This is a genomic window from Streptomyces sp. NPDC043812 (assembly GCF_056436245.1).
In genome coordinates this window covers 147,929-173,788 of record NZ_JBWKCY010000012.1, presented here as the reverse complement: position 1 = coordinate 173,788, position 25,860 = coordinate 147,929, and the positions used below count along the sequence as shown (strand labels likewise).

Below are 25,860 nucleotides of genomic sequence, written 5' to 3'. Positions count from 1 at the left end.
CCTGAAGTGGACATCAAGACCGCCTCCTCCCTCCACCGCCTCCGGCTGGTCTCCGCACCGGAGGCCGTGTCGTTCCTGCTGCTGCTCGTCTGCTCGGTGCTCAAGCGCACGACGGAGTTCAACGCGGTCCCGGTCATGGGGGCGATCCACGGTGTGCTCTTCATCCTCTACGTCCTGTTCTGGCTGGACGCCTGGAACCGCACCAAGTGGAACGTGAAGACCGCCGTCCTCTACTTCGTGCTCTCGGTCCTGCCCTTCGGTGGCTTCTTCGCCGAGCGCAAGCTCAAGCGCGAGGCCGAGGACGCCGTGATCGCCTCCCGCGCCCGCGAAGAGGGCAAGGTCGACGCCGCATGATCGTCGCCTTCTCCGTCACGCCGCTGGGAGTGGGCGAGGAGGTCGGGGAGTACGTCGCCGACGCGGTCCGTGTCGTCCGCGACTCCGGGCTGCCGCACCGCACCGACGCCATGTTCACCTCGATCGAGGGGGGGTGGGACGAGGTGATGGACGTGGTCAAGCGCGCGGTCGCCGCGGTCGAGGCCCGCGCCCCGCGCGTCTCGGTGGTCCTCAAGGCGGACATCCGCCCGGGGGTGACCGACGGCCTCACCTCCAAGGTCGCCACGGTCGAGCGCCATCTGTCCGCCTGACCGTCGCCGCCCGCGCAAGCCCCCGGCCCACCGGCCGGGGGCTTTTCCGCGCCCACTCGAGCAGCCGGCGGAGCCGTCGTGGCGTTCGAGGCGCTCGGCCTTGGTGGGGCATCGGGCGGGCGGTCCGCCTCCACGTGGAGCGCTCCCGGCGCCGTTGACCTTGCAACCGGGCAGCGGGCTGGGCCGAAGGAGGGAACCGACCGAAAGGCGAGACAGGGCTGACCACCATGTGACCAGTGGGTAAGGTCGTGCCGTGCCGAAGCCGCTCAGCCTCCCCTTCGATCCCATCGCCCGTGCCGACGAGCTCTGGCAGCAGCGGTGGGGGCCCGTGCCGTCGATGGCGGCGATCACCTCCATCATGCGCGCGCACCAGATCCTGCTCGCCGAGGTCGACGCCGTCGTCAAGCCGTACGGGCTGACCTTCGCCCGTTACGAGGCTCTGGTGCTCCTCACCTTCTCCAAGGCCGGTGAACTGCCGATGTCCAAGATCGGCGAGCGGCTGATGGTCCACCCGACCTCGGTCACCAACACCGTCGACCGGCTCGTGAAATCCGGTCTCGTCGACAAGCGGCCCAATCCCAACGACGGCCGCGGAACCCTGGCCTCCATCACCGACAAGGGCCGGGAGGTCGTCGAGGCGGCCACCCGCGAGCTGATGGAGATGGACTTCGGGCTCGGGACGTACGACTCCGAGGAATGCGCGGAGATCTTCGCGATGCTGCGCCCGCTGCGGGTCGCCGCGCACGACTTCGACGAGAAGTAGCCCCGGGCAGCCCCGGCGAAGATCGCCCCTGACCCCCGGTTACGCTCGATGCCATGAAAGCGAATGTGCTGACCCGCTACCGGGTGATGGCGTACGTCACCGCCGTGTGGCTCCTCGTGTTCACCGGCGCCATCGTCCTGAAGTACGGGTTCGACACCGGCGACACCATGTTGATCTCGCAGATCCACGGTGTGCTGTTCATCGTCTACGTGGTCTTCGCCTTCGACCTCGGCTCCAAGGCGAAGTGGCCGTTCGGCAAGCTGCTGTGGGTGCTGGCCGCGGGCTGCATCCCCTTCGCCTCGTTCTTCGTCGAGCCGAAGGTCAGCCGTGAGGCGCGGGCGCTGATCACGGACGGCACGGCCCCGGTCAAGGCCGAGGCGTAGGTCCCGTAAACGGGTGCGAGCGCGGCTCGCACCCGTTTGCCATCGACATTTACTAGGACGTCCTAGTAAATTCGAGGTATGGACGCTGACGCGATCGAGGAAGGCCGCCGACGCTGGCAGGCCCGTTACGACAAGGCCCGCAAGCGGGACGCCGACTTCACCACGCTCTCCGGGGACCCGGTCGAGCCTGTCTACGGGCCGCGGCCCGGGGACAGCTACGAGGGCTTCGAGCGCATCGGCTGGCCCGGTGAGTACCCCTTCACCCGTGGACTGCACGCCACCGGCTACCGCGGCCGCACCTGGACCATCCGCCAGTTCGCCGGCTTCGGCAATGCCGAGCAGACCAACGAGCGCTACAAGATGATCCTGGCCAACGGCGGCGGCGGGCTCTCCGTCGCCTTCGACATGCCGACGCTGATGGGCCGCGACTCCGACGACCCGCGCTCGCTCGGCGAGGTCGGCCACTGCGGTGTCGCCATCGACTCCGCCGCCGACATGGAGGTCCTCTTCAAGGACATCCCGCTCGGCGACGTGACGACGTCCATGACGATCTCGGGCCCGGCCGTTCCCGTCTTCTGCATGTACCTGGTCGCCGCCGAGCGCCAGGGCATCGACCCGGCCGTGCTCAACGGCACGCTGCAGACCGACATCTTCAAGGAGTACATCGCGCAGAAGGAGTGGCTCTTCCAGCCCGAGCCGCATCTGCGCCTGATCGGCGACCTGATGGAGCACTGCGCTCAGGGCATCCCCGCGTACAAGCCGCTGTCGGTCTCCGGCTATCACATCCGTGAGGCCGGGGCGACGGCCGCGCAGGAGCTCGCGTACACCCTCGCCGACGGCTTCGGCTACGTCGAACTGGGCCTGTCCCGCGGCCTGGACGTCGACACGTTCGCCCCCGGCCTGTCCTTCTTCTTCGACGCGCACCTCGACTTCTTCGAGGAGATCGCCAAGTTCCGCGCCGCGCGCCGGATCTGGGCGCGCTGGATGAAGGAGGTGTACGGGGCGAAGACCGACAAGGCGCAGTGGCTGCGCTTCCACACCCAGACCGCCGGTGTCTCGCTCACCGCCCAGCAGCCGTACAACAACGTGGTGCGCACCGCGGTCGAGGCCCTGTCCGCCGTCCTCGGCGGCACCAACTCCCTGCACACCAACGCCCTCGACGAGACCCTGGCGCTGCCGTCCGAGCAGGCGGCCGAAATCGCCCTGCGCACGCAGCAGGTGCTGATGGAGGAGACCGGGGTCGCCAACGTCGCGGACCCGCTGGGCGGTTCGTGGTACGTGGAGCAGCTCACCGACCGCATCGAGGCCGACGCCGAGAAGATCTTCGACCAGATCAAGGAGCGCGGCCGCCGGGCGCACCCCGACGGCAAGCACCCGATCGGACCGATCACCTCCGGCATCCTGCGCGGTATCGAGGACGGCTGGTTCACCGGCGAGATCGCCGAGTCGGCCTTCCAGTACCAGCAGTCCCTGGAGAAGGGCGACAAGCGCGTCGTCGGTGTCAACGTCCACCACGGCTCGGTCACGGGCGACCTGGAGATCCTTCGGGTCAGCCACGAGGTCGAGTGGGAGCAGGTTCGCGTGCTCGGCGAGCGCAAGGGCAAGCGGGACGAGGCGCGCGTCAAGGCGTCGCTGGACGCGATGCTCACGGCCGCCCGCGACGGTTCCAACATGATCGTGCCGATGCTCGACGCCGTCCGTGCGGAGGCCACACTCGGCGAGATCTGCGGAGTGCTGCGCGACGAGTGGGGCGTGTACACGGAGCCGCCCGGCTTCTGAGCCGGGTCCGGCGCGGCCGGTCCGCTCCCGGCCCTCAGGCGGCCAGGGAGCGGAGCCCGGACACCAGCAGGGTCGTGAACCGGCGGGCCCACTCCGCGTCCACCGGCTCCGCGCTCACCAGCGCCCGGTGGACCACCGCGCCCGCCACCACGTCGAAGATCAGGTCCGTGTTGCGGGCTTCCGCCCCGGGGTCGTCCTCGTAAGGAAGCTCGCCACGGGCCTGAGCGCGTTCCCGGCCCTCCACCACCAGCCGCTTCTGCCGTTCGACGATCGCGGAGCGGATCCGGCCGCGCAGCGCGTCGTCGCAGGTCGATTCCGCGACGACACCCATCAGCGCCGTCTTGGTCTCGGGCTGCGCCAGCAGCTCGGCGAACTGGAGCACCACGCCCTCCACGTCGGCCACGAGGCTGCCGCGGTCGGGGAGTTCGAGTTGGTCGAAGAGCACGGCGACCGCGTCGACGACCAGTTCGTTCTTGTTCGCCCAGCGCCGGTAGAGCGTGGTCTTGGCGACCCCCGCCCGGGTGGCGACATCGCCCATGGTCAGCTTCGACCAGCCCAGCTCGACGAGCGAGGCGCGGGTGGCCGCGAGGATCGCGGCGTCGGCCTCGGCGCTGCGAGGCCGGCCCGTACGGCTCCCGCGGGCGGTGTTCGGCCGGATGCTGCTGGACATGGCCGAGACGATACCGGCCGGTAAGCAGAACGCTGTGAGCCAGTTCACCGGGGAAATCTCACACGGGTGAACGCCGATACAGATACGCTACGACCTGTAGCGAAAGCCCGGTCGGACCCCCCGGGCGAGAGCGACAACCACAGGCGCCGAGGTGGGGACCCGGCGCCGACCGAACGGATCGTACGGCCGGCTTTTCACTTGCGCGCGCGGAAGGGGGAGGATGTACCCATGCAGCCTAGGAACATGTCCATGAGCGGCGTCGTCGACCTCGCCGCGGTGAAGGCGGCCGGCGAGGCCAAGGCCAAGGCGGAGCAGGCGCGCGCCGAGTCCGCCCGGCAGGGCGGCGGCGGCGCCGTTGCGCCCGCAAGTCTGGTGATCGACACCGACGAGGCGCGCTTCGAGCGCGACGTACTGCAGCGCTCCACCGAGGTCCCGGTCGTCATCGACTTCTGGGCCGAGTGGTGCGAGCCGTGCAAGCAGCTCAGCCCTCTGCTCGACCGTCTCGCCAAGGAGTACAACGGGCGGTTCGTCCTCGCCAAGATCGACGTGGACGCCAATCAGATGCTGATGCAGCAGTTCGGCATCCAGGGCATCCCTGCCGTCTTCGCGGTGGTGGCCGGCCAGGCGCTGCCCCTCTTCCAGGGTGCGGCCCCCGAGGCGCAGATCCGTCAGACGCTGGACCAGCTGATCCAGGTGGCCGAGGAGCGCTTCGGGCTCACGGGCATCGCGGTCGACGCGGATGCTTCGGACGAGGAGGCGGCGGAGGCTCCCGTTCCCGCCGGTCCCTACGACGCCGTGCTGGGGGCGGCCATGGACGCACTGGACGCGGGCGACTTCGGCGGCGCGGTGCAGGCGTACAAGAACGTGCTGGCCGACGACCCGGGCAACACCGAGGCCAAGCTGGGTCTCGCGCAGGCCGAACTGCTGGGCCGGGTCAAGGACATGGACCCGCAGCAGGTGCGCCAGGACGCCGCGAGCAATCCGGCCGATGTGCAGGCGCAGATCGCCGCGGCCGATCTGGACCTCGTCGGCGGCCATGTCGAGGATGCCTTCGGCCGGCTTGTCGAGACGGTTCGCCGCACGGCCGGAACCGATCGCGACGCGGCCCGTGTGCGACTCCTCGAACTCTTCGAGGTGGTCGGCCCGGACGACCCGCGGGTGACGGCGGCACGGCAGGCGCTCGCGAGGGTGCTGTTCTGATGTCGCATTGACATCCGTTCTGACAACGACGCCCCGAGGGCGCCGATCTGTCGGATTTGCGGCGGTGGCGCGTGCTCGCGCCATCGCCGTTTTGGCGACACAGTGACAAAACGCGGCAACGCTTTGCCAAAACTTGGTAATCCTGGCGGCTGTTACTCCTAGTACTTCAAACCGCTTGTTCTGTCCGTTTTTTGACGCCTATCCACCCCTCTGGCTCCTCACTCGGTGGCACCCTGAGTGCCTGCCCGACATCAGGCCGTCGTGGCGTGGTTATCAGGCCGTTACTAGCGAGTAACGAACCCCCTTGTATCCGGGCCGGGAATGGACCACGATCGGCGACGCTCGGTCCAATTCCGCACCAGCCCGGCCCCCAGCCGTGCCGCGGTCCGTTGGGTCCCCACCGGGCCGGTCGGCGGCAGTGGCGCCGACCGCGGACAGGGGGGTTCCTGCTCGAACGGCAGGGCCTGTCCGACCGGTTGCGCGAGAGTGCGGCCAGTGGTTGTCGCTCGGGGGTGATCGCCGGTGTTTTTCGGACGCAGCAAGCGCCTGAAAGTGCAGGCGCTCTCCTTCCCGAGGACGTAGCACTTCTCCCATCCCAGGACGGGCCCGCGGGTCCGGACCGGAGATGTACGTCCGAGAAGGAGGAATGTCATGGAGTCTGTGACTCGCGGTGGAACCAGATGGAAGCGGTTCGCCCTTGTCATGGTGCCGAGTGTGGCCGCGACGGCTGCGATAGGCATCGGCCTGGCCCAGGGTGCGCTCGCCGCGTCCTTCAGCATTTCCGGCCAGGAGTTCAAGGTCAGCGCCGACAGTCTGAACGGCACCAACTTCGTTCAGTACGGCAGCGTGGCGACAGGCAAGACGCTGGACGGCAAGGACTTTGCCGCCCCGGTGGCGGTGTCCGGCTTCAAGACGGCCAGCATCACCAACATGTGCCAGTCGGTCGTCACGCCGAACGTCCCGTTCATCGGCAACGTCAGCCTTGAGCTGCGTGCCGGCCAGGACCCCAAGAAGCCGGTCGAGGCCTCGAACATCTACCTGGATGTCTCGGAGCTGAAGGCCGACGCCGAGTTCGGCAACATCGACATCGGCGTCGCGGCGGGTCAGCTGAAGGACCCGGGCATCCAGCCCGGCACCAAGGCCAACCCGAACGGCTTCTCGCAGCGTGCCGAGACGGCCAAGCTGACGGGTGTGGAGCAGAAGGCGTGGGCGACCACCGCCGGCACCTTCAAGCTCAGCGGCCTGTCGCTGAAGCTGCACAAGGGCGTCAAGGAGTGCTTTTAAGGGCTGACGCCCTCCGGGACGGGCGGGTGAGACTCCGGCTTCGCCCGCCCGTCTCCGTTCACACAGCAACGCCAGTATCAGGGAGCTTTTTCCATGAGCGCCGAGACTTCAGCAGCACACGGGCGGGACGAGCACTTCCTCCGCGTCTTTCGGCGGGCCTTTCGCATCTGGCGTGGGCAGCGGCCGTTCTGGGCCGGTCTGTTCACCATGATCGGCGGTGTACCGATCGCGTATCTGCCGTACGCCGACCTCCGGCTCGGCAACATCACTCTTGCGATGGCCACCACGGCCGGCGCCGGCTCGCTCATCATCGGCGTCCTGCTGGTCACGCTCGGCCTGACGATGTGGTTCCAGTCCGCGGTCCGGGTGTTCGCGGGTATCGCGGCGCTCGTGCTCGCGCTGATCTCGATCCCCGTGGCCAACATCGGCGGTTTCCTCATCGGCTTCCTGTTCGCGCTGCTGGGTGGTGCCCTGTCCATCTCGTGGGCGCCGGCCAAGCAGGCCGCGGGACCCGCTGAACCTGCGCAGGCTCCCGAGCCGACCGGTGACACGGACACGGCCGCGCTGATGGTCCCGGGGCCGCGTGCCGACGAGCAGTACCACCCGAACGTGACCGAAACGACTGCCCACGCCGACGGCGGGAGGAACAGTGCGGGGTGACGACACACAGCTCAGCGCGGCTGAGGGCGGTGAGTTCCGCGAGAGAAAAGGGCCGCGCCACGCGGCTCCCAGGAAGTCGCTGCTGACCAAGCTCCACCTGCCCGCGAGCAAGGCCATGGCGCTGGCCGCGATGCCCACCGCCGTGTTCGTGGGTATGGGCCTCACCCCGAAGCTGGCCCTTGCCGACGACAAGGACATCCCCTTCGCTCCCGGTCCGTGCGTGACCCGCTCGGACGAGCCTGCGGAGTCCGAATCGCCGTCCCCCACCGAGTCGGCGAAGCCGTCCGAGACCCCGTCTCCCTCCGACACCGAGAAGCCGGAACCGACGCCGAGCGCGACGTCCGGCACGGGTGAGGAGGCGCAGGAGCCCAAGCCGTCCGAGAGCCCGTCCGCGGGCGAGGGCGACAAGGCCGCCGACGCGGACAAGGCACCCGGGACCACACCGGCGCCGGGCGAGACCAAGAACCCGCTCGACCCACTGGGCGTGGGGGAGAAGGTCGAGGACTTCTTCGACGGCATCGGTGACGCGCTCAAGGGTGAGACGACGCCGCCGGAGAGCAGTGAGCCCTCCGACGAGCCGAGCGAGCCTGCCGAGGAGCCGAGCAAGCCTGCCGAGGAGCCTGCCGAGGAGCCGACGCAGAAGCCTGCCGAGAAGCCCGCCGACGCGGTGGGCGACACGGCGGACGGCACGGTCGACAAGTCCAAGGAAGCGATCAAGGACGCCGCCGACAAGGTGGGTGCCTCGGTCGAGGAGCTGGACGAGGACGTCAAGGGACTCGACCCCAAGAAGGACGAGAACATCCCGGACGAGGCCAAGCCGCGCTTCCCGTGCCCGACCGCGGACCCCGAGGCACTCGCCGCGGCGGACCTGGAGCAGGGCCGTCCGCTGCTGCCGGACGACCCGTGGACGCTCAAGAGCACGATGCTCACCCTGACGGGCCTCGACTACAAGGGCATCGTCGAGGTGCAGACGCAGGGCGGCAAGGTCAAGAAGGTCCTGAAGTTCACCGCGACGGGCGTGGACATCAAGGACCTGCACCAGCTGGTCGTCGGCCCGAACGGCACGACGGCGCACGTCGAGGCGAGCAAGGGTTCGACCTCGAAGATCCGCAACGGCGAAGTGACGATGTACACGGAGGTGCTGGAGGGCAAGCTCTTCGGCATCATCCCGGTCAAGTTCGCCCCGGACAGCCCTCCGCCGCTGAACGTTCCGTTCGCGTTCTTCACCGATGTGACGGTCACGCAGGCCGGCCAGTTCGGCGGGACGCTGTCCGTGCCGGGCCTGCACAACTACTTCACGGGCGGAAACAGCGGGAACTGATCCCAGATCCACCGGGAGCCGCAGAACACTGTGGGCCGCACCCCCTCGGGGTGCGGCCCACAGTGGTGCATGCCCGGTCCGCAAGGGTTTCCGGTTCGAAAGGGTGGCGGCCCCGGCCCCACACGCAGCCCCGGGGCGAACCGGCCACCGGCGGCATCCGTCTGCGGGACGGCGAGCCTCCGGCGTCGGTCCGTCTCCTGTGGCATCGGAGCGTTGCGACGCCCTGCCTCGTGGGCGCGCAAAAGGCGGCCCCCGGTGTTCACCGGAAGCCGCCTCCTACGCAGGCGGGAAGCCGCCTCCTACGCACGCGCAGACGTGTCAGGCCTTCGCTTCCCCGCCCAGGTGGTGCACCCGGACCATGTTCGTCGTGCCCGGGACGCCCGGGGGCGAGCCCGCCGTCACGATCATCGTGTCGCCCTCGTTGTAGCGCTGGAGCTTGAGCAGCTCCGCGTCCACCAGGTCCACCATCGCGTCCGTCGTCTCGACGAACGGCGCCAGGAAGGACTCCACACCCCAGCTCAGCGTGAGCTGGTTGCGCGTCGCGGCGTCCGTCGTGAACGCCAGGATCGGCTGGGCCGCGCGGTAGCGGGAGAGGCGGCGGGCCGTGTCGCCCGACTTCGTGAAGGCGACGAGCGCCTTGCCGCCGAGGAAGTCCGCGATCTCGCAGGCCGCGCGGGCGACCGAACCGCCCTGCGTGCGCGGCTTCTTGCCGGGGACCAAGGGCTGGAGGCCCTTGGCGAGCAGCTCTTCCTCAGCCGCCGTGACGATCTTCGACATCGTCTTGACCGTCTCGATCGGGTACGCGCCGACCGAGGACTCCGCGGAGAGCATGACCGCGTCCGCGCCGTCCAGGATCGCGTTGGCGACGTCGGACGCCTCGGCGCGCGTGGGGCGGGAGTTGGTGATCATCGACTCCATCATCTGGGTCGCCACGATCACCGGCTTGGCGTTGCGGCGGCACATCTCGATGAGGCGCTTCTGCACCATCGGGACCTTCTCGAGCGGGTACTCGACGGCCAGGTCGCCGCGCGCCACCATCACCGCGTCGAACGCGGCGACGACATCCGCCATGTTCTCGACGGCCTGGGGCTTCTCCACCTTGGCGATGACGGGGACCCGGCGGCCCTCCTGGTCCATCACCTTGTGGACGTCCTTGACGTCGTCCGCGTTGCGCACGAACGAGAGGGCGACCATGTCGCAGCCCATCCGCAGTGCGAAGCGGAGGTCCTCGACGTCCTTCTCGGACAGGGCCGGGACGTTGACCGCCGCGCCGGGCAGGTTGATGCCCTTGTGGTCGGAGATCACGCCGCCCTCGATGACGATGGTCTTGACCCGGGGGCCTTCGACCTCCGTGACGCGCAGTTCGACGTTGCCGTCGTTGATCAGGATCTGGTCGCCCTTGGAGACGTCACCGGGCAGACCCTTGTACGTCGTCCCGCAGATCGACTTGTCGCCGGGGACGTCGTCGGTGGTGATGGTGAACTCGTCGCCGCGGACCAGTTCGACCGGCCCCTCGGCGAATGTTTCCAGTCGGATCTTGGGGCCCTGGAGGTCGGCGAGCACTCCGACCGCGCGGCCGGTGTCCTCGGACGCCTTGCGGACGCGGTGGTACCGCTCCTCGTGGTCGGCGTGGGTCCCATGGCTGAAGTTGAAGCGGGCCACGTTCATGCCGGCCTCGATGAGCGCTTTCAGCTGCTCGTAGGAGTCGACGGCGGGGCCCAGTGTGCAGACGATTTTGGAACGGCGCATGAGGCGGATCCTATCGGTTTGTTTCTCTGCGGAATATTCCGTCTGGTGGAATGTACAAATGGGCGCCGGTCCGCTCAGGCGTTCACCGATTCACTCCACCGATTCAGTTCACAAGATCGAAGGTCTGTCGGGCGATTTCCAGCTCCTCGTCCGTCGGGACCACGGCCACCGCGACCCGCGCGTACTCCGGCGAGATCAGCCGTGCCTCACCGGACCGTACGGCGTTGAGGTCGGCGTCCAATGCCAGGCCCAGCTCCTCCAGACCCGCGATCGCAGCCTCTCGCACCGGTGCGGCATTCTCACCCACACCTGCGGTGAAAACGACCGCGTCCACCCGGCCGAGCACCGCGTAATACGCCCCGATGTACTTCTTCAGCCGGTGGACGTAGATGTCGAACGCCAGCTTGGCCCGCGCGTCGCCCTCGTCGATACGACGGCGGATCTCCCGCATGTCGTTGTCACCACAAAGCCCCACCAGGCCGCTTTTCTTGTTGAGCAGCGTGTCGATCTCATCGGTGGACATTCCCGCCACCCGCTTCAGATGGAACGTCACCGCCGGATCGATGTCCCCGGAGCGCGTACCCATCACGAGCCCCTCCAAGGGAGTCAAGCCCATCGAGGTGTCCACGCAGCGTCCGCCGGCCACCGCGGAGGCGGACGCACCGTTGCCGAGATGCAGCACGATGACGTTCACCTCGGACGGGTCCCTGCCCAGGAGGGCCGCCGTCGCCCGCGAGACATAGGCGTGGGACGTGCCGTGGAAGCCGTAACGGCGGATACGGTGCGCGTCCGCGGTCTCCACGTCGATGGCGTAACGGGCCGCCGGCTCCGGCATCGTCGTGTGGAACGCCGTGTCGAAGACCGCGACCTGCGGGAGGTCGGGACGCAGCGCCCGAGCGGTGCGGATGCCGGTGATGTTCGCCGGGTTGTGCAGCGGGGCGACCGGGACCAGCCGCTCGATCTCCGCCAGGACCTCGTCCGTGATCACGGTCGGTGCGGTGAAGCGCAGGCCGCCGTGCACCACCCGGTGGCCGATGGCCACGAGCTCGGGCGAGTCCAGCCCGAGTCCGTCGTGGGCCAGTTCCTCGGCGACCGCTTTCAGCGCCGAGTCGTGATCGGCGATCGGCCCGTTGCGCTCCCGCTTCTCGGTGCCACCGCCCTCCTGTGGGGCATGCACGAGCCGGGACGTCTGCTCGCCGATCCGCTCCACCAGGCCGACCGCCAGCCGCGAGGAGTCCCGCATGTCCAGGAGCTGGTACTTCACCGACGACGAACCGGAGTTGAGGACGAGTACGCGGGTGCCGGTCATGCGGGGAGCTCCTGACCCTGGGCCTGGATCGCGGTGATCGCGACCGTGTTGACGATGTCGCTGACGAGCGCGCCGCGGGAGAGGTCGTTGACCGGCTTGCGCAGACCCTGGAGCACCGGGCCGACGGCCACGGCGCCCGCCGAACGCTGCACGGCCTTGTACGTGTTGTTGCCGGTGTTCAGGTCCGGGAAGATCAGGACCGTCGCCCGGCCGGCCACCTCCGAGTCGGGCAGCTTCGTCGCCGCCACCGACGGCTCGACCGCCGCGTCGTACTGGATCGGGCCCTCGATCCGCAGATCCGGCCGGGCCTCGCGCACCAGTTTGGTCGCCTCGCGCACCTTGTCCACGTCCGCGCCGGAACCCGAAGTGCCCGTCGAGTACGACAGCATCGCGATCCGCGGCTCCACACCGAAGCGGGCGGCAGTCGCCGCCGACTGGATGGCGATGTCCGCCAGCTGTTCGGCGTCCGGGTCCGGGTTGACCGCGCAGTCGCCGTACACGAGAACCCTGTCGGCCAGGCACATGAAGAACACGGACGACACGATCGACGCTTCCGGCGTGGTCTTGATGATCTCGAACGCCGGGCGGATCGTCGCGGCCGTGGAGTGCACGGAGCCCGACACCATGCCGTCGGCCAGGCCCTCCTGGACCATCAGCGTGCCGAAGTAGTTGACGTCCGCCACGACGTCATGGGCCAGCTCCTCCGTCACACCGCGGTGGGCGCGCAGCTGCGCGTACCGCTCGGCGAAGGACTGGCGCAGATCGGAGACGGCCGGGTCGATCAGCTGGGCGGACGACAGATCGATGCCGAGGTCGGCGGCCTTCTTGCGGATCAGTTCGGTGTCGCCGAGCAGCGTCAGATCGCACACATCGCGGCGGATCAGCACATCCGCGGCGCGCAGGACGCGCTCCTCCGCGCCCTCCGGCAGCACGACGCGACGGCGGTCGGCGCGGGCCTGCTCCAGCAGGTCGTGCTCGAACATCATCGGCGTCACGCGGCCGCTGCGGGCCACCGCGAGCCGCTCCAGCAGGTCGGAGGTGTCGGCGTAACGCTCGAAGAGCCCGAGGGCGGTCTCCGCCTTGCGCGGCGTGGAGGCGTTCAACTTGCCCTCCATCGCGAACAGTTCGCTCGCCGTCGGGAAGCTGGTGCCTTCGACCGAGACGACCGGGGTGCCGGGTGCCAGGCGGTTCGCGAGGGTGAGGATCTCCTCGCTCGGGCGCTCGTTCAGTGTCAGCAGGAGGCCCGCGATGGGCGGGGTGCCCGCCGAGTGCGCGGCGAGCGCGCCCACGACCAGGTCGGCGCGGTCGCCGGGGGTGACCACCATGCAGCCGGGGGTCAGGGCGGGCAGGAAGTTCGGCAGCATCGCGCCGCCGAAGACGAAGTCCAGGGCGTCGCGCGCGAGACCGGAGTCGTCGCCGAGGAGGACCGTGCCGCCCAGGGCATGCGTGATCTGGGCGACCGTGGGAGCGGCGAGCGCGGGGTCGTCGGGCAGGACGTAGCAGGGAACCGGCAGGCGGGCCGCCAGCCGCTCGGCTATCGCCGCGCGCTCGTCGGGCGCGACCCGGTTGGCGACCATCGCGAGGACGTTGCAGCCCAGGCCCTCGTAGGCGCGGTAGGCGTTGCGCGTCTCGGCGCGCACGGCCTCCGGGGTCTGGCCCTTGCCGCCGACGACCGCGATCAGCGAGGCGCCGAACTCGTTCGCCAGGCGGGCATTGAGCGCGAGCTCGTCGGGAAGCTGGGTGTCCGAGTAGTCGGTGCCGAGCACGAGGACCACCTCGTACTCCCTGGCCACCTGGAGGAAGCGCTCGACCAGGTGGGAGACCAGCTCGTCGGTACCCTTCTCGGCCTGCAGCGCGGCGGCCTCGTGGTAGTCGATGCCGTACACCGACGACGGGTCCTGGGAGAGCCGGTAGCGCGCCCGCAGCAGCTCGAACAGGCGGTCGGGGCCGTCGTGGACCAGGGGACGGAACACGCCGACGCGGTCCACCTGGCGGGTCAGAGTCTCCATGACCCCCAGCTCGACCACCTGCCGTCCGTCCCCGCGGTCGATCCCGGTCACGTACACGCTGCGCGTCACGCGTGCTCTCCCGTCCATGCGTCGTCCGTCGTCGTCGGCCGGCGGTTCCGGCGCTCCGACCGAAATCTGTGCGTGCAAAAAAGCCGCCCGGGGCGGCATAGCCCTCTTGACAATACCCTTGCGGGTGGCTAAGGCGCCCGTCGGGCGGGGGTGGGCGCCCGGGTCCCGCCCGGTCGGCTGGGAGCGCGGGGCCTTCGGGGCCCGTGGGACAATTGGACCCGGGCCGGAGGGTACGACGACGAGCAGGAGACACGTCACGATGCGCATCGGAGTTCTCACCGCAGGCGGAGACTGCCCGGGCCTGAACGCAGTGATCCGTTCGGTCGTCCATCGCGCCCTGACCGGACACGGTGACGAAGTCATCGGCTTCGAGGACGGGTTCAGGGGGCTGCTCGACGGTCACTTCCGGCCCCTCGACCTCAATGCGGTGGGCGGCATCCTCGCCCGTGGCGGCACCATTCTCGGCTCCACCCGTCTCGAGCGCGACCGGCTGCGCGAAGCCGCCGAGAACGCGGCGGAGTTGGCGAAGCAGTACGGCATCGACGCCCTCATCCCCATCGGCGGCGAGGGCACGCTCACCGCGTCCCGGATGCTGGCCGAGGCCGGGATGCCCGTCATCGGCGTCCCGAAGACCATCGACAACGACATCTCCTCCACTGACCGCACCTTCGGCTTCGACACCGCCGTCATGGTCGCCACCGAGGCCATCGACCGCCTCAAGACCACCGCGGAATCCCATCAGCGCGTGATGGTCGTCGAGGTCATGGGACGGCATGCCGGCTGGATCGCCCTCGAGTCCGGAATGGCCGGCGGCGCGCACGGCATCTGTCTGCCGGAACGCCCCTTCCAGGTCGACGACCTGGTGAAGATGGTCGAGGAGCGCTTCGCACGCGGCAAGAAGTTCGCCGTCGTCTGCGTGGCGGAGGGCGCGCATCCGGCGGAGGGCTCGATGGAGTACGCCAAGGGCGAGATCGACCAGTTCGGCCACGAGCGCTTCCAGGGCATCGGCAACCGGCTGGCCGCCGAACTGGAGCACCGTCTCGGCAAGGAGGCCAAGCCGGTCATCCTCGGCCATGTGCAGCGCGGTGGCACGCCGACCGCGTACGACAGGGTGCTCGCCACCCGCTTCGGCTGGCACGCGGTGGAGGCCGTGCACCGCGGCGAGTTCGGCATGATGACGGCACTGCGTGGCACGGACGTGGTGATGGTGCCGCTTGCGGAGGCCGTGACGCAGCTGAAGACCGTACCGGCGGAGCGGATGTTCGAGGCCGAGTCGGTCTTCTGAGCCGCCGCCGCCACAGACCACTCGGGGCTGCGTCTGCATGCATGCACGCCCTGCCCGCCGCGTTCGCCCTCGCCGATGTGCGGCCGACGAACGGGAAGGTGTTCCTCGACCGGACGGCTCGCCGGACCGGCGCCCAGGTCGTGGACGAGCCGGTCGATCCGCGAGTCGGCCGGTCGGCTCAACGGCTCACCTGACTGGCTCGCCCACCGCCCGTTCCCACGCGTGCTCCGAGCCGTCGGAGGGTGGGATGACCTCGTGCGGACCGCTCGGTCCGCCGACAGTCCTCTCGCGCTCTCCGCCGTGTCGCATCCTTGGACTCGACCGTCCCGAACAGGCCTAGATGCCGTGCGCCACTTCCCAGAAGTGGTCCACGATGCGCTCCAGGAATTCGCGGCCCGCGATGCCCGTGTCCTGTGACGTGGCGCCCCAGCTCAGAGTCGCCACCATCCGGGACTGGTAGTCCGCGTGCAGCTGCTCGAGCACGTCCTCCAGATGGTCGCGGCCCAGTGGGAGCATCTTGCCGACCGGGCGGACGTACGCCTGCCAGCGTGAGGTCACCGCGTTGCGCAGCAGTTCGGCGAGCTCCTCGTCGCGGCCGGTCGCCGCGATCAGTTCACGGGGGCCGAGCTGCAGCGCCTCGGCGAGCGCCGTCGTCTGGCGTTCGTTGCCGCGCCAGCGGCCCGAGTCCTCCATGCGCCGGTACGCCCCCGCTTCCAGGCCGACCCGGCGGGCGAGATCGTCACTCGCCCAGCCGCGGGCGATCCGATGCTCGCGCAGGGTCGTCGCAGCGGCGAACAGTTCGCCCGGGGAGCACCACAGCACACCCGCGAGCGCGGTCAGCTCACGGGAGTCGGGCACGGCGAGCCCGCGCTCCCACGCCACGACCGTGTCCGGTGTGACCTGGAGGCCGTACTGGGCCCGCAGGCCGTACGCCACATGGCCGGGCGCCATCCCCAGCGCCTGGCGCAGTCGGCGCGCGGCGGGGGCGTTGAAGGGTGGGGACGGGGTGTGCTGCACGCACACAACGTACGGGCAGGGCGGCCACGGCGACTACGGTGCGTTCACCCCAAGCTACAACTCGTAGGATTCTCCGAGCTGATCAATGGGTGTTGCGGCTACCGCGGGGTACGCCGGCCCGGCGCTCACCCCTTGACCGCTCCGCCCAGCGCGAAGCCGCCGCCGAGCCTGCGGGCGATCAGCACGTACAGCACCAGGACCGGTGCGGAGTACAGCAGGGAGAACGCCGCCAGCTGACCGTAGATGACGGAACCGTAATTGCCGAAGAAGGTGAAGATGGACACGGACGCGGGCAGTTGCTCGGGGGACAGGATCAGCATGAAGGGGACGAAGAAGTTTCCCCACAGCATGATGAACGTGTAGATCGTCACCACCGTCAGCCCGGGACCCATCAGCGGCAGCACCACCCTGGTCAGCGTCTGAAGACTCGACGCCCCGTCCGTCCAGGCCGCCTCCTCCAGAACCAGCGGCACGCCGTCCATGAAGTTCTTCATCAGCCAGATGGCGAACGGGAGTTGGGAGGTGGCGAGGAACAATGCCGTGCCATACATCGTGTCGATCAGATCGACCTGCACGAACAGTCCGTACACCGGGACCATGATGGCCGTGATCGGCAGACAGGTCGTGAACAGGATCGTCAGCAGATAGGGGCGGTTGAACCGGGACCTGTGCCGCGACAGCGGATACGCGGCGAGCACCGCGCCCACCACCGACACCACCGTCGCCCCGCCGCACAGCAGCAGACTGTTCAGCATCGGCGTGAACGTGATCTCGTCGGTCAGCACCGCGCCGAAGTTCTCGGACGTGACCGACGAGGGCACCCGTACGCGCAGATCGGCATCCGCGTCCACCGACGCGAGCACCAGCCACAGCAGGGGGACGGCGAAGGCGGCGGCCGTCAGCAGCAGCGCGCCGTTCGCCGCGAGGCGGGCGCGGGTGGCGCGGCGCATCACACCTCCACCTTCATGAGACGCAGATACACGACCGAGAACAGCGAGCCGACCAGCAGGAGCAGCAGCGCAACCGCCGTGCCGTAGCCGATCAGCGATTTCAGGAACGCCTGGTCGTACATGAACACCGGCAGCGTCTGGCTCCTGTTGCCAGGTCCGCCGCGGGTCATCGCCCAGATCAGACCGAAGACCGACAGCGTGGAGAGCGTGTTCAGCATCAGGTTCGTGCCGATGGAGCGGCGGATCATCGGCAGCGTGATGTGCCAGACCCGGCGCGGTCCGGAAGCCCCGTCGACCTCCGCCGCCTCCGTGATGTCCCGGGGGATCTCGGCGAGCGCCGCGGAGTAGATGAGCATCGAGAACGCCGTCCCGCGCCAGACGTTGGCGAACGACACGGCCAGGATCGGCAGGGTGAACAGCCAGTTCTGCGACGGCAGATGCAGCCAGTCCAGGATGGCGTTCAGCGTGCCCTCCCGGCGGAAGAAGGTGTAGAGGAGGAAGGCCGCCACGATCTCCGGCAGCACCCACGCCGTGATCACGAGCGAACCGGTGAGCGTACGGACGGGACGGGAAGCGGCCCGCATCAGACCCGCGAGCGCCAGGCCGAGGGTGTTCTGGCCGGCCACCGCGGAGACGAAGGTGAAGACGAGCGTGAGCCAGACCGCGTTGCGGAAGTCGTCGTCGGCGAACGCGCGGCGGAAGTTGTCCAGGCCCACGAACTCGGCGCCCGACTGGCCCGTCAACTGGGTGTCGGTGAAGGCGATCCAGACGCAGTAGCCGATCGGTCCGGCCAGGAACAGGAGCAGCAGGATGGTGGCGGGGGCGAGCGGTACCCACCGCCACCATCCCGTTCGTGAGGCGCTCACCCGGTGCTCACCGGGAGACGACTGCGCCGTCGGCGATGGTCCTCAGCTGGTCGTCGTACGCCTTCGCCGCCTCCGCCGGGGACGCGTCGCCGGTGGTCACCTTCTCCATCGCCTCGCCGATGGCCGTCGACACCTGCGGGTAGACGGGCAGGGCGGGGCGGTAGTGGGTGTACTGCACCAGGCCGGTGAAGAAGTCGATGCCCGGCATGGACTGCAGATAACGGGGATCGGCAGCCACGTCCTTGCGCACCGCGATCTGTGCGCCGACGACGCACCACTCGGTCGCGCTCTCCTTCGACTGCAGCGTCTTGACGAACTCGAAGGCCAGGTCGGGGTTTCCGGCCTTCGACGGGATCGACCAGGCCCAGCCGCCGGACATCGACACCTTGCCGGGCGCCTGGCCGTTCTGCGTCGGCATCGGGGCCTGCGCGAGCTTCTCGCTCCACTCGGGCCATTCCTTGGGGCCCTTGTTGATCCAGTTCTGGCCCATCCAGGAGCCGTCGAGCGAGATCGCGAGCTTGCCCTCGGGGAAGAACTCGGTGGCGACGCGGGTGCCGATGTTCGGGTCGAGGGCGTCGGAGACGTCCGGGCCCAGCTTCTCCTTGTAGACCGTGCCCACGAAGTCGAGCGCGTCGGTGAAGCCCTTCCCGCCGGTGACCCACTTCTTCTGCGACGCGTCGTAGAGGGGGTTCTCGCCCGTGCCGTACAGCAGCATCTCGAAGCCCTGCATGACCGCGGCCTCGCCCGGTCCCTTGCCGGTGTAGACGTTGATCGGGATGGCGTCGGGGACCTTCTCCTTGACCGTGCGGGCGGCGTCCAGGATCTCCGCCCAGTTCTTCGGCTGCCAGTCGGCCGGCAGGCCGGCCTCGGCGAAGATCTCCTTGTTGAACCACAGCCCGCGGGTGTCGGTGCCGTCCGGAATGCCGTACGTCCGGCCGTCCTCCGCCTTCGCCGCGGCCTTCGCGGTGTCGACGAACTGGTCCCACTGGTCCCACTTGGGCAGATAGTCGTCCAGTGGCTTCAAGTACCCGGCCTTGATGTCGGAGTTGATGCGGAACGTGTCCTCGTAGACCAGATCGGGCGCGGTCTTGGAGGAGCGCATCATCTGCTGCGCCTTGGTGGCGTAGTCGTTGTCAGGGGCCTGGATCGGGATCAGTTTGACCTTCTTGCCGGGGTGGTCCTTCTCGAACTGCTTCTTGGCCGCCTCCAGATAGGCGTCCTTGAACCGGATCTTGTTGTCGGTGGACCGGTTGTAGACGACTTCGACGATGTCCGGGTCGCTGCTCGATCCGCCGCCGCAGGCGGTGAGGGTCGCCGCGAGGGCGGTGACGGCGGTGGCGAGGACCAGTGGGGCGGTGGGGCGCACGGGCACGACCTCCTCTGAGCCGGGGGAGCCGGGCAGGCGAATGCGGGGCTCGGGGGCTGCCCGTGACCGTATGACCGGTCAGTTGACAAAATCAATCCCCGTGCAGAGCACAGCGATTGGCCCGCGGCCCGGAGGACCGGTGGTTCGCGGCGACTCAGCGCTTGGCGGTGATCCAGCGGTACTGGAGCTCCGGCCGGCCGATCTGGCCGTACTGAGGGCTGCGGGCCGCCCGCCCGCCGGTGACCAGGTGCTCCAGATAGCGACGTGCGGTGATCCGCGAAATACCCACGGCCGCGGCGGCCTCGGCAGCGGTGAGGCCCTCGGCGGACTCGCGCAGTGTGCGGGTGACCGCCTCCAGGGTGGGCGCGCTCAGCCCCTTCGGCAGCGTGGTCGCCGTGCGCGGCGCCCGCAGAGTGGCCAGCGCCCGGTCGACCTCGTCCTGACCGCTGGCCTCGCCCGCTGACGCCCGGAACTCGGCGTAACGGCTGAGCCGGTCGCGCAGCGTGGCGAAGGTGAAGGGCTTGAGCACGTACTGCACGACCCCGAGCGAGACGCCCTCCCGGACGATGGCGAGATCCCGGGCGGAGGTGACGGCGATGACATCGGCGGAATGGCCTGCCGCGCGGAGCGAGCGGACGAGGTTCAGCCCGTGCCCGTCGGGGAGGTACAGGTCGAGCAGCAGCAGATCGACATCGGCCCGCTCCAGCGCCCGCACGGCCTCCGCGCGGGAATGCGCAACCCCGACAACGGCGAACCCGGCCACGCGGCCGACGTACATCGCGTGCGCGTCGGCGGCGACGGGGTCGTCCTCGACGACGAGGACTCTGATGGTCATGGGCGCGCCTCCGCAGTGTCCAGCGGCAGCAGCACCGTGAACTCGGCGCCGCCGTCCGGGCCTTGGTCGACAGCAATGGTGCCGCGGCCGCGGTGCACCGCCTGCTGGACCAGTGCCAGCCCGATGCCGCGCCCGGGGCCGTGGGTGGACCAGCCCCGGCGGAAGACGTCCTGCGCACGCTCGGGATCGACACCGGGTCCCGTGTCGGCGACCCGCAGCAGCAGCTCGCCCTGCTCCGCCCGCGCGGTCACGGTGACCCGCGCGCGGATGCCTCCGGGCGGGGGCGGCGCGACACGGACGTCGGCCGGCGCGGCCTGCACGCCTGCCGGGGCGTGGTCCGGACCGAGGCCGGCCCGGCCCGCCAGGGCCGACTCCGTCGACGGCGCCGCGATGCCACCCGCCGCGTCCACCGCGTTGTCGATCAGGTTGCCCAGGATCGTCACCAGGTCCCGTGACGTGAGCGACTCGGGCAGGACTCCGTCGTCGATACGGCTGTCCTCCGCGAGGACCAGCTCCACGCCCCGCTCGTTCGCCTGAGCCGCCTTGCCGAGCAGCAGCGCCGCCAGCACCGGTTCCCCGACCGCCCCCACCACGCGGTCGGTCAGCGCCTGCGCCAGTTCCAGCTCCGCCGTGGCGAAGTCGACCGCCTCGTCCGTGCGGCCCAGTTCGATCAGCGACACCACCGTGTGCAGGCGGTTCGCAGCCTCGTGGGCCTGGGAACGCAGCGCCTGTGTGAAGTCCCGTTCCGAGTCCAGCTCGCCCGAGAGGGCCTGGAGCTCGGTGTGGTCGCGCAGGGTCACCACCGTGCCGCGCTGCTCGCCGCCGACGACCGGTTGTGTGTTCACCACGACGACCCGGTCCGCGGTCAGATGGAGTTCGTCGACCCGCGGCTCGGACGCCAGCAGCGCGCCCGTGAGGGGGGCGGGCAGGCCCAGGTCGGCGACCGGCCGGCCCACGGCCTCCTCACCGAGCCCGAGCAGCTCCCGCGCGCCGTCGTTGACCAGCGCAATCCGCCGGGCGCCGTCGAGCATCAGCAGTCCCTCGCGCACCGCGTGCAGCGCGGCCTCGTGGTAGTCGTGCATGCGGCCCAGCTCCGCGGCGTTCATGCCATGGGTGTGCCGCCGCAGCCTGGCGTTGATCACATACGTGCCGACGCCGCCGAGTGCGAGTGCCGCGCCCGCCATGCCCAGCAGCGCCGTGACCTGCTTGGCGACCTGCTCGCTGATCTCGTCGATCGTGATGCCCGCGCTGACGATCGCGACGACCTCGCCGCCGTCGCGCACCGGTGCCACCGTCCGCACGGACTGGCCGAGTGTTCCGCGGTACTGCTCGCTGTAGATCTCGCCGCGCAGGGCGGGCTCGATATGGCCGAGATACGTCCGGCCTATCTGGCCCGCCTCCGGGTGCGTCCAGCGCTGCCCCGCCGGGTTCATGATCACGACGAAGTCCATGCCCGCGTCCTTGCGCAGGGCCTCCGCGTACGGCTGGAGAACGGCCGACGGGTGCTCGGACCGCACGGCCTCGGCCACGGCCGGGGAGCGCGCCGCTGCCGCCGCAGCCGCGGTGGTCTGCAGCCGTGCGGACTCCTCGGCCTGGGAGCGGTCGGTCAGATACGCGAAGAGCGCGCAGCCCGCCACGATCGCGGCGACCAGCACGACCTGCATCGCGAAGAGCTGCCCCGCGAGGCTGCGGGGACGGGGAATGCGCATGCGGTAAGTCTGCCTGGCCGGAATTGTGTGAACGAAACGAACGCAAGGGTGACCGGGGTCACAGGCGTGATGGATAGTCGCGGGGATCCATCGGGACATGGACGCGCAATTCGACGAGGAGGCACCCGTGGCCACTGCAACCGGCAGGCGGGACCGTACCCACTATCTGTACATCGCAGTCATCGGGGCCGTGGTGCTCGGCATCATCGTGGGGTTCGCCGCCCCCGGGGTCGCCGTCGAGCTGAAGCCGATCGGCACCGGATTCGTCAATCTCATCAAGATGATGATCTCGCCGGTGATCTTCTGCACGATCGTGCTCGGCATCGGCTCCGTCCGCAAGGCCGCCAAGGTGGGCGCGGTCGGCGGACTCGCCCTCGGCTACTTCCTGGTGATGTCGACCGTGGCCCTCGCCATCGGTCTGCTCGTCGGCAACCTGCTGGAGCCGGGCGCCGGGCTGCACCTGACGGAGGCGGCGCGCGAGGCCGGCGCGGAGCAGGCGTCCGGCGCGAGCGAGAGCACCGCGGACTTCCTCCTCGGCATCATCCCGACCACCCTGGTCTCCGCGTTCACCGAGGGCGAGGTGCTGCAGACCCTGCTGGTCGCGCTGCTCGCGGGCTTCGCGCTGCAGGCCATGGGCGCGGCCGGCGAGCCGGTGCTGCGCGGCATCGGGCACATCCAGCGCCTGGTCTTCCGCATCCTCGCGATGATCATGTGGGCCGCGCCCATCGGTGCCTTCGGCGCGATCGCGGCGGTGGTCGGCGAGACCGGTCTGGACGCTCTGAAGTCGCTCGCGGTCATCATGATCGGCTTCTATGTCACCTGCGCCCTGTTCGTCTTCGTCGTCCTCGGCGCCCTGCTGCGGATCTTCGCCGGCGTGAACCTTTTCTCGCTGCTGCGCTACCTCGGCCGTGAATTCCTGCTGATCCTCTCCACCTCGTCGTCCGAGTCGGCGCTGCCGCGTCTGATCGCGAAGATGGAGCACCTGGGTGTGAGCAAGCCCGTCGTCGGCATCACCGTTCCGACCGGCTACTCCTTCAACCTCGACGGCACCGCGATCTATCTGACGATGGCGTCGCTGTTCATCGCCAACGCGACCGGTGCGCCGCTGAGCGCCGGTGAGCAGATCTCACTGCTCGTCTTCATGATCATCGCGTCGAAGGGTGCTGCGGGTGTGACCGGCGCAGGTCTGGCGACGCTGGCCGGCGGCCTGCAGTCGCACCGCCCCGACCTCGTCGACGGCGTCGGTCTCATCGTCGGTATCGACCGCTTCATGAGCGAGGCGCGTGCCCTGACGAACTTCGCGGGCAACGCGGTCGCGACCGTCCTTGTGGGCACCTGGACGAAGGAGATCGACAAGGACCGTGCCGCACAGGTGCTGGCGGGCAGGGTGCCGTTCGACGAGAAGACCCTGGTCGACGATCACGCCCCGCACCACGCCACGGAGGTGCCGGGGCCCCGCGAGGAGGAGTCCCGGCCCCTGAAGGTCTGACCCTCCGCATCCCCACCGGGCGTGTGCCGGACCCACCCCCCAGGGTCCGGCACACTTCCGCGTCACGGCCGGTCCTCACTGCTGGATCGGCCGTCCGTCCGTCCCGCAGATGTAGCCCGCCACGATGCAGTCGGTGACCCGGCGCTTCAGTTCGTTCTCGTCCCACGCGTTGAAGAAGTCGCCGTGGAACGTGTAGCCGGGCTGATCGGTGACGTTGGTGCCGTTCCTGGTGCCCGCGAGCGTCAGCCCGCCGCCGTTCACCGGCCAGGTGATCAGCAGTTCCAGTCGCGGTACGACGACCGGGTGGGACGACGGGCAGTTCTGGCCGACCGCGTAGGCCATGTGGTCCCGGTGGTTGACGCTGTCCAGGTTCTGTCCGTCCCAGCAGGTCGGGAAGTCCAGATAGTTCTCCAGCTTCGTGCCGGGCGGGCAGGTGAGGAAGTCGCGGCTCGATTCCGGTCTGCCGACGCAGGACCAGCGCGCTGCCGGGTTCTGGTCGGGCGAGGTGGCGAGGGCATTGCCCACCACGTACCGCAGACCGCGCGGATGGGCGACGGCACGCGTGTGGTCGGTGATGCCCTGGTAGTAGACGGTGACCCGCTCGGGGGCCACGGGGACTCCGTTCTTGTACAGGGTGGGCGTCCAGTAGGAGGAAAGGTCCACCTGGGGGGTGCAGTTGGTGGTCCCGGCGGCCAGCGACTGGAGGGTGGAGGAGGCGTTGGCCGTGCGGTTCCCGTAGAACTCGTGGATGTGCGAGCGGCCCGCCTGTCCCGGGAAGACGATCGGGTCGTCGCCCTTGCGATGGCTGGAGAGGCAGTCGGCGCGGAACTCACTGCCCCGCACCGGCGCCGCAGCCTGCGCGACGATCGCCGCCGCCTGTGTGTCGGTGTACGTGTACGCGTGCGCCCGATGGGCCGAGTGGCTGCTTGTGTCTTCCTGGGTGCCGAGCCGCCCGGCCGTGATCAGAAGGAGCACCGCCGCGGCGCCCGCGAGCAGTTTGCGGATCATGAGGTCGGTCGCCTTCCGGTCAGCCGAACGGGATGCGGACGACGGACTGGTTGCCGATGCCGACCGTGCTGGTGCCGTTGCCTATGGCGTTCCAGACCTCGATGCGCACCTTGCCGTTGGTCAGGTTGCCGTGCGCCCCGGTGGCCGATGCGAGGCCTCTGGCCTGGGTGTAGTGCTCGTATCCGGGCACGGGATCGGTGGCGAAGTACTGGTACGTCTCGGTGCGTTCCCAGGTGCCGTCCCCGGTGCGGTCGTAACTCACCCTGATCTGCTGGCCGTTGGCCACCGTCGTGCCGGCATCGACGAGCAGGTCGAACTGTGTGGCGCCGCCGTTGTAGGTACGGGTGATCGGCCCCGAGGTGAAGACCTGCGGACTGTGCGGGGTGCCGTCGTGGTTCGCGCCGCCCGCCGAGGCGAGTGTCGCCGTCGCGGCCGATGCCGCCGCGTCTCCCGCGCCGCTGCCGGGGCGCAGATACAGCTGGGAGGAACCGGACGGCGGAGGGTCGCTCGGGTCGGGCGGGGGAGTCGTACCGCCGCCTCCTCCGCGCGTCCACACCGCCACGTAGTCGACGAGCATCGACCGGCCCGGGACGGTCGCGCCCGTCGGGGTGGCGAACCCGGCGAGGGCGTCGGGGAAGGCGCCGCCCATCGCGACGTTGAGCAGGATGAAGTACCCGGCGTGGTCGGTCATGTTGGCCCAGGTGGCCGCGTCGAAGCGGTCCTGGCCGACGCTGTGGAAGAGCTGGCCGTCCACGTACCAGCGCAGCTGGTTGGGTGCGACGGAGCGGTCCCACTCGAAGCGGTACGTGTGGAAGGCCGACTGGCAGGAGGCGCCGGGGCAGGCGCGGCTGGCGCCGATGCCGCTGGTCTCGTTGCACGGACCGCCGGGATTCACTCCGCAGTGCAGGACGCCCCACACGGAGTTGATGCCATTGACGTTCTCCATCACGTCGAACTCGCCGATGGACGGCCAGTTCCAGTAGTTGCCGCGGTAGGGGGCGCCGAGCGCCCAGAAGGCGGGCCAGTAGCCGAGTGCGGCCTGACCGGTGACGTCGGGCATCCGGATACGGCCCTCGATGCGCAGGGTGCCGCCCGCCGGAGCCTTGAAGTCGGCGCGGCGGGTCTCGATCCGGGCCGAGGTCCAGCCCGCGCCGTCGCGGAGCGGGGTGATGCGCAGGTTGCCGTTGCCGTCGTGGCTGATGTTGTCGGGGCTGGCGGTGTAGTTCTGGATCTCGCCGGTACCCCAGTTGCCGGGGCCGCCGGGATAGCCGTGCCCGGTGTCGATCTGCCAGTTGGCGGAGGAGGGCAGGGTGCGGTCGGCGCCGGTGAAGTCGTCGCTCCACTGGAGGTTCCAGCCGGGGGTGGGCGGCACGTCGCCCCGTGCGGTCCCGGCGCCGGTGACGGCGACCAGACCGGCCAGGGCGACGGCCATGGCCAGGGCGACAGCGAGGAGTGGGGTGCGTCGGATGCGGCTCGTGCTCAAGGAAACCTCCGG

General features: G+C 69.5%; 24 protein-coding genes. 12 read left to right on the top strand and 12 right to left on the bottom strand.

Annotated elements, in window-relative coordinates; genetic code table 11:
• Positions 1 to 6: 6 nt before the first annotated feature.
• From AC067Z_RS19545 to AC067Z_RS19525, 5 genes are all read left to right on the top strand, one after another.
• Positions 7 to 354, top strand: coding sequence for a DUF3817 domain-containing protein (locus tag AC067Z_RS19545; protein WP_478790789.1), 348 nt, complete (start codon positions 7 to 9; stop codon positions 352 to 354).
• A complete protein-coding gene (locus tag AC067Z_RS19540) occupies positions 351 to 644 on the top strand; it encodes an MTH1187 family thiamine-binding protein (protein WP_478790788.1) in 294 nt (97 codons plus the stop codon). Before AC067Z_RS19545 ends, AC067Z_RS19540 begins: the two co-directional genes overlap by 4 nt.
• 253 nt (positions 645 to 897) lie before the next feature.
• A complete protein-coding gene (locus AC067Z_RS19535) occupies positions 898 to 1,407 on the top strand; it encodes a MarR family winged helix-turn-helix transcriptional regulator (RefSeq protein WP_478790787.1) in 510 nt (169 codons plus the stop codon).
• Positions 1,408 to 1,460: 53 nt separating this feature from the next.
• Positions 1,461 to 1,790, top strand: a complete 330-nt coding sequence (locus AC067Z_RS19530) for a DUF3817 domain-containing protein (RefSeq protein ID WP_478790786.1) — start codon at positions 1,461 to 1,463, stop codon at positions 1,788 to 1,790.
• A gap of 78 nt (positions 1,791 to 1,868) precedes the next feature.
• Positions 1,869 to 3,569: an acyl-CoA mutase large subunit family protein gene (locus AC067Z_RS19525; protein ID WP_478790785.1), complete on the top strand. Its 1,701-nt coding sequence runs from the start codon at positions 1,869 to 1,871 to the stop codon at positions 3,567 to 3,569.
• A 34-nt stretch (positions 3,570 to 3,603) separates the two neighbouring features.
• On the opposite strand, the gene AC067Z_RS19520 is transcribed toward AC067Z_RS19525, so the two are convergent.
• Complete coding sequence (locus tag AC067Z_RS19520) at positions 3,604 to 4,239, bottom strand: TetR/AcrR family transcriptional regulator (protein WP_478790784.1); 636 nt, start codon at positions 4,237 to 4,239, stop codon at positions 3,604 to 3,606.
• Between the two features lie 228 nt (positions 4,240 to 4,467).
• Between AC067Z_RS19520 and AC067Z_RS19515 the strand changes: the two genes are divergently transcribed.
• The 4 genes from AC067Z_RS19515 to AC067Z_RS19500 all read left to right on the top strand — a co-directional run bounded on the left by AC067Z_RS19515 (position 4,468) and on the right by AC067Z_RS19500 (position 8,704).
• A complete protein-coding gene (locus AC067Z_RS19515) occupies positions 4,468 to 5,439 on the top strand; it encodes a tetratricopeptide repeat protein (RefSeq protein ID WP_478790783.1) in 972 nt (323 codons plus the stop codon).
• Between the two features lie 651 nt (positions 5,440 to 6,090).
• On the top strand, positions 6,091 to 6,723 hold the full coding sequence (locus tag AC067Z_RS19510) for a DUF6230 family protein (protein WP_478790782.1): 633 nt from the start codon (positions 6,091 to 6,093) through the stop codon (positions 6,721 to 6,723).
• Positions 6,724 to 6,816: 93 nt separating this feature from the next.
• On the top strand, positions 6,817 to 7,383 hold the full coding sequence (locus AC067Z_RS19505) for a DUF6114 domain-containing protein (RefSeq protein WP_478790781.1): 567 nt from the start codon (positions 6,817 to 6,819) through the stop codon (positions 7,381 to 7,383).
• Positions 7,373 to 8,704, top strand: a complete 1,332-nt coding sequence (locus tag AC067Z_RS19500) for a hypothetical protein (protein WP_478790780.1) — start codon at positions 7,373 to 7,375, stop codon at positions 8,702 to 8,704. Before AC067Z_RS19505 ends, AC067Z_RS19500 begins: the two co-directional genes overlap by 11 nt.
• A gap of 318 nt (positions 8,705 to 9,022) precedes the next feature.
• Here the strand turns inward: AC067Z_RS19500 and pyk are convergent, their stop codons facing one another.
• The 3 genes from pyk to pta all read right to left on the bottom strand — a co-directional run bounded on the left by pyk (position 9,023) and on the right by pta (position 13,840).
• Positions 9,023 to 10,453, bottom strand: a complete 1,431-nt coding sequence (pyk, locus tag AC067Z_RS19495; RefSeq protein ID WP_478790779.1) for a pyruvate kinase — start codon at positions 10,451 to 10,453, stop codon at positions 9,023 to 9,025.
• Positions 10,454 to 10,556: 103 nt separating this feature from the next.
• Positions 10,557 to 11,762, bottom strand: coding sequence for an acetate kinase (locus AC067Z_RS19490; protein WP_478790778.1), 1,206 nt, complete (start codon positions 11,760 to 11,762; stop codon positions 10,557 to 10,559).
• Positions 11,759 to 13,840 carry a phosphate acetyltransferase gene (pta, locus tag AC067Z_RS19485; RefSeq protein WP_478790777.1) on the bottom strand — a complete coding sequence of 694 codons (2,082 nt, stop codon included), beginning with the start codon at positions 13,838 to 13,840 and terminating at the stop codon, positions 11,759 to 11,761. Before pta ends, AC067Z_RS19490 begins: the two co-directional genes overlap by 4 nt.
• 259 nt (positions 13,841 to 14,099) lie before the next feature.
• On the opposite strand from pta, the gene AC067Z_RS19480 reads away from it, so the two are divergent.
• Entirely contained in the window at positions 14,100 to 15,125 is a 1,026-nt protein-coding gene (locus tag AC067Z_RS19480; RefSeq protein WP_478790776.1) for an ATP-dependent 6-phosphofructokinase, read from the top strand.
• Between the two features lie 41 nt (positions 15,126 to 15,166).
• Complete coding sequence (locus AC067Z_RS19475; protein WP_478790775.1) at positions 15,167 to 15,319, top strand: hypothetical protein; 153 nt, start codon at positions 15,167 to 15,169, stop codon at positions 15,317 to 15,319.
• 142 nt (positions 15,320 to 15,461) lie between these two features.
• Here AC067Z_RS19475 and AC067Z_RS19470 read toward each other — a convergent pair whose 3' ends face one another.
• From AC067Z_RS19470 to AC067Z_RS19445, 6 genes are all read right to left on the bottom strand, one after another.
• Positions 15,462 to 16,148: a helix-turn-helix transcriptional regulator gene (locus AC067Z_RS19470; RefSeq protein ID WP_478790774.1), complete on the bottom strand. Its 687-nt coding sequence runs from the start codon at positions 16,146 to 16,148 to the stop codon at positions 15,462 to 15,464.
• A gap of 119 nt (positions 16,149 to 16,267) precedes the next feature.
• Entirely contained in the window at positions 16,268 to 17,092 is an 825-nt protein-coding gene (locus AC067Z_RS19465; protein WP_478790773.1) for a carbohydrate ABC transporter permease, read from the bottom strand.
• A complete protein-coding gene (locus AC067Z_RS19460) occupies positions 17,092 to 17,958 on the bottom strand; it encodes a carbohydrate ABC transporter permease (protein WP_478790772.1) in 867 nt (288 codons plus the stop codon). The genes AC067Z_RS19465 and AC067Z_RS19460 overlap by 1 nt, the downstream gene beginning before the upstream one ends.
• A gap of 7 nt (positions 17,959 to 17,965) precedes the next feature.
• Complete coding sequence (locus AC067Z_RS19455; RefSeq protein WP_478790771.1) at positions 17,966 to 19,324, bottom strand: ABC transporter substrate-binding protein; 1,359 nt, start codon at positions 19,322 to 19,324, stop codon at positions 17,966 to 17,968.
• A gap of 154 nt (positions 19,325 to 19,478) precedes the next feature.
• Positions 19,479 to 20,159 carry a response regulator gene (locus AC067Z_RS19450; protein WP_478790770.1) on the bottom strand — a complete coding sequence of 227 codons (681 nt, stop codon included), beginning with the start codon at positions 20,157 to 20,159 and terminating at the stop codon, positions 19,479 to 19,481.
• Positions 20,156 to 21,868, bottom strand: coding sequence for a sensor histidine kinase (locus AC067Z_RS19445; protein ID WP_478790769.1), 1,713 nt, complete (start codon positions 21,866 to 21,868; stop codon positions 20,156 to 20,158). Before AC067Z_RS19445 ends, AC067Z_RS19450 begins: the two co-directional genes overlap by 4 nt.
• A 127-nt stretch (positions 21,869 to 21,995) precedes the next feature.
• Here AC067Z_RS19445 and AC067Z_RS19440 point away from each other — a divergent pair, with 127 nt between their 5' ends.
• Entirely contained in the window at positions 21,996 to 23,357 is a 1,362-nt protein-coding gene (locus AC067Z_RS19440; protein ID WP_478790768.1) for a cation:dicarboxylate symporter family transporter, read from the top strand.
• Between the two features lie 75 nt (positions 23,358 to 23,432).
• On the opposite strand, the gene AC067Z_RS19435 is transcribed toward AC067Z_RS19440, so the two are convergent.
• Positions 23,433 to 24,365 (bottom strand): DUF1996 domain-containing protein, encoded by a 933-nt coding sequence (locus tag AC067Z_RS19435; protein WP_478790767.1) that lies wholly within the window; start codon positions 24,363 to 24,365, stop codon positions 23,433 to 23,435.
• Positions 24,366 to 24,384: 19 nt separating this feature from the next.
• The gene (locus AC067Z_RS19430) at positions 24,385 to 25,797 is read right to left on the bottom strand and encodes a glycoside hydrolase family 16 protein (RefSeq protein ID WP_478790861.1); all 1,413 of its coding nucleotides are present in this window, start codon (positions 25,795 to 25,797) and stop codon (positions 24,385 to 24,387) included.
• Positions 25,798 to 25,860 lie beyond the last annotated feature (63 nt).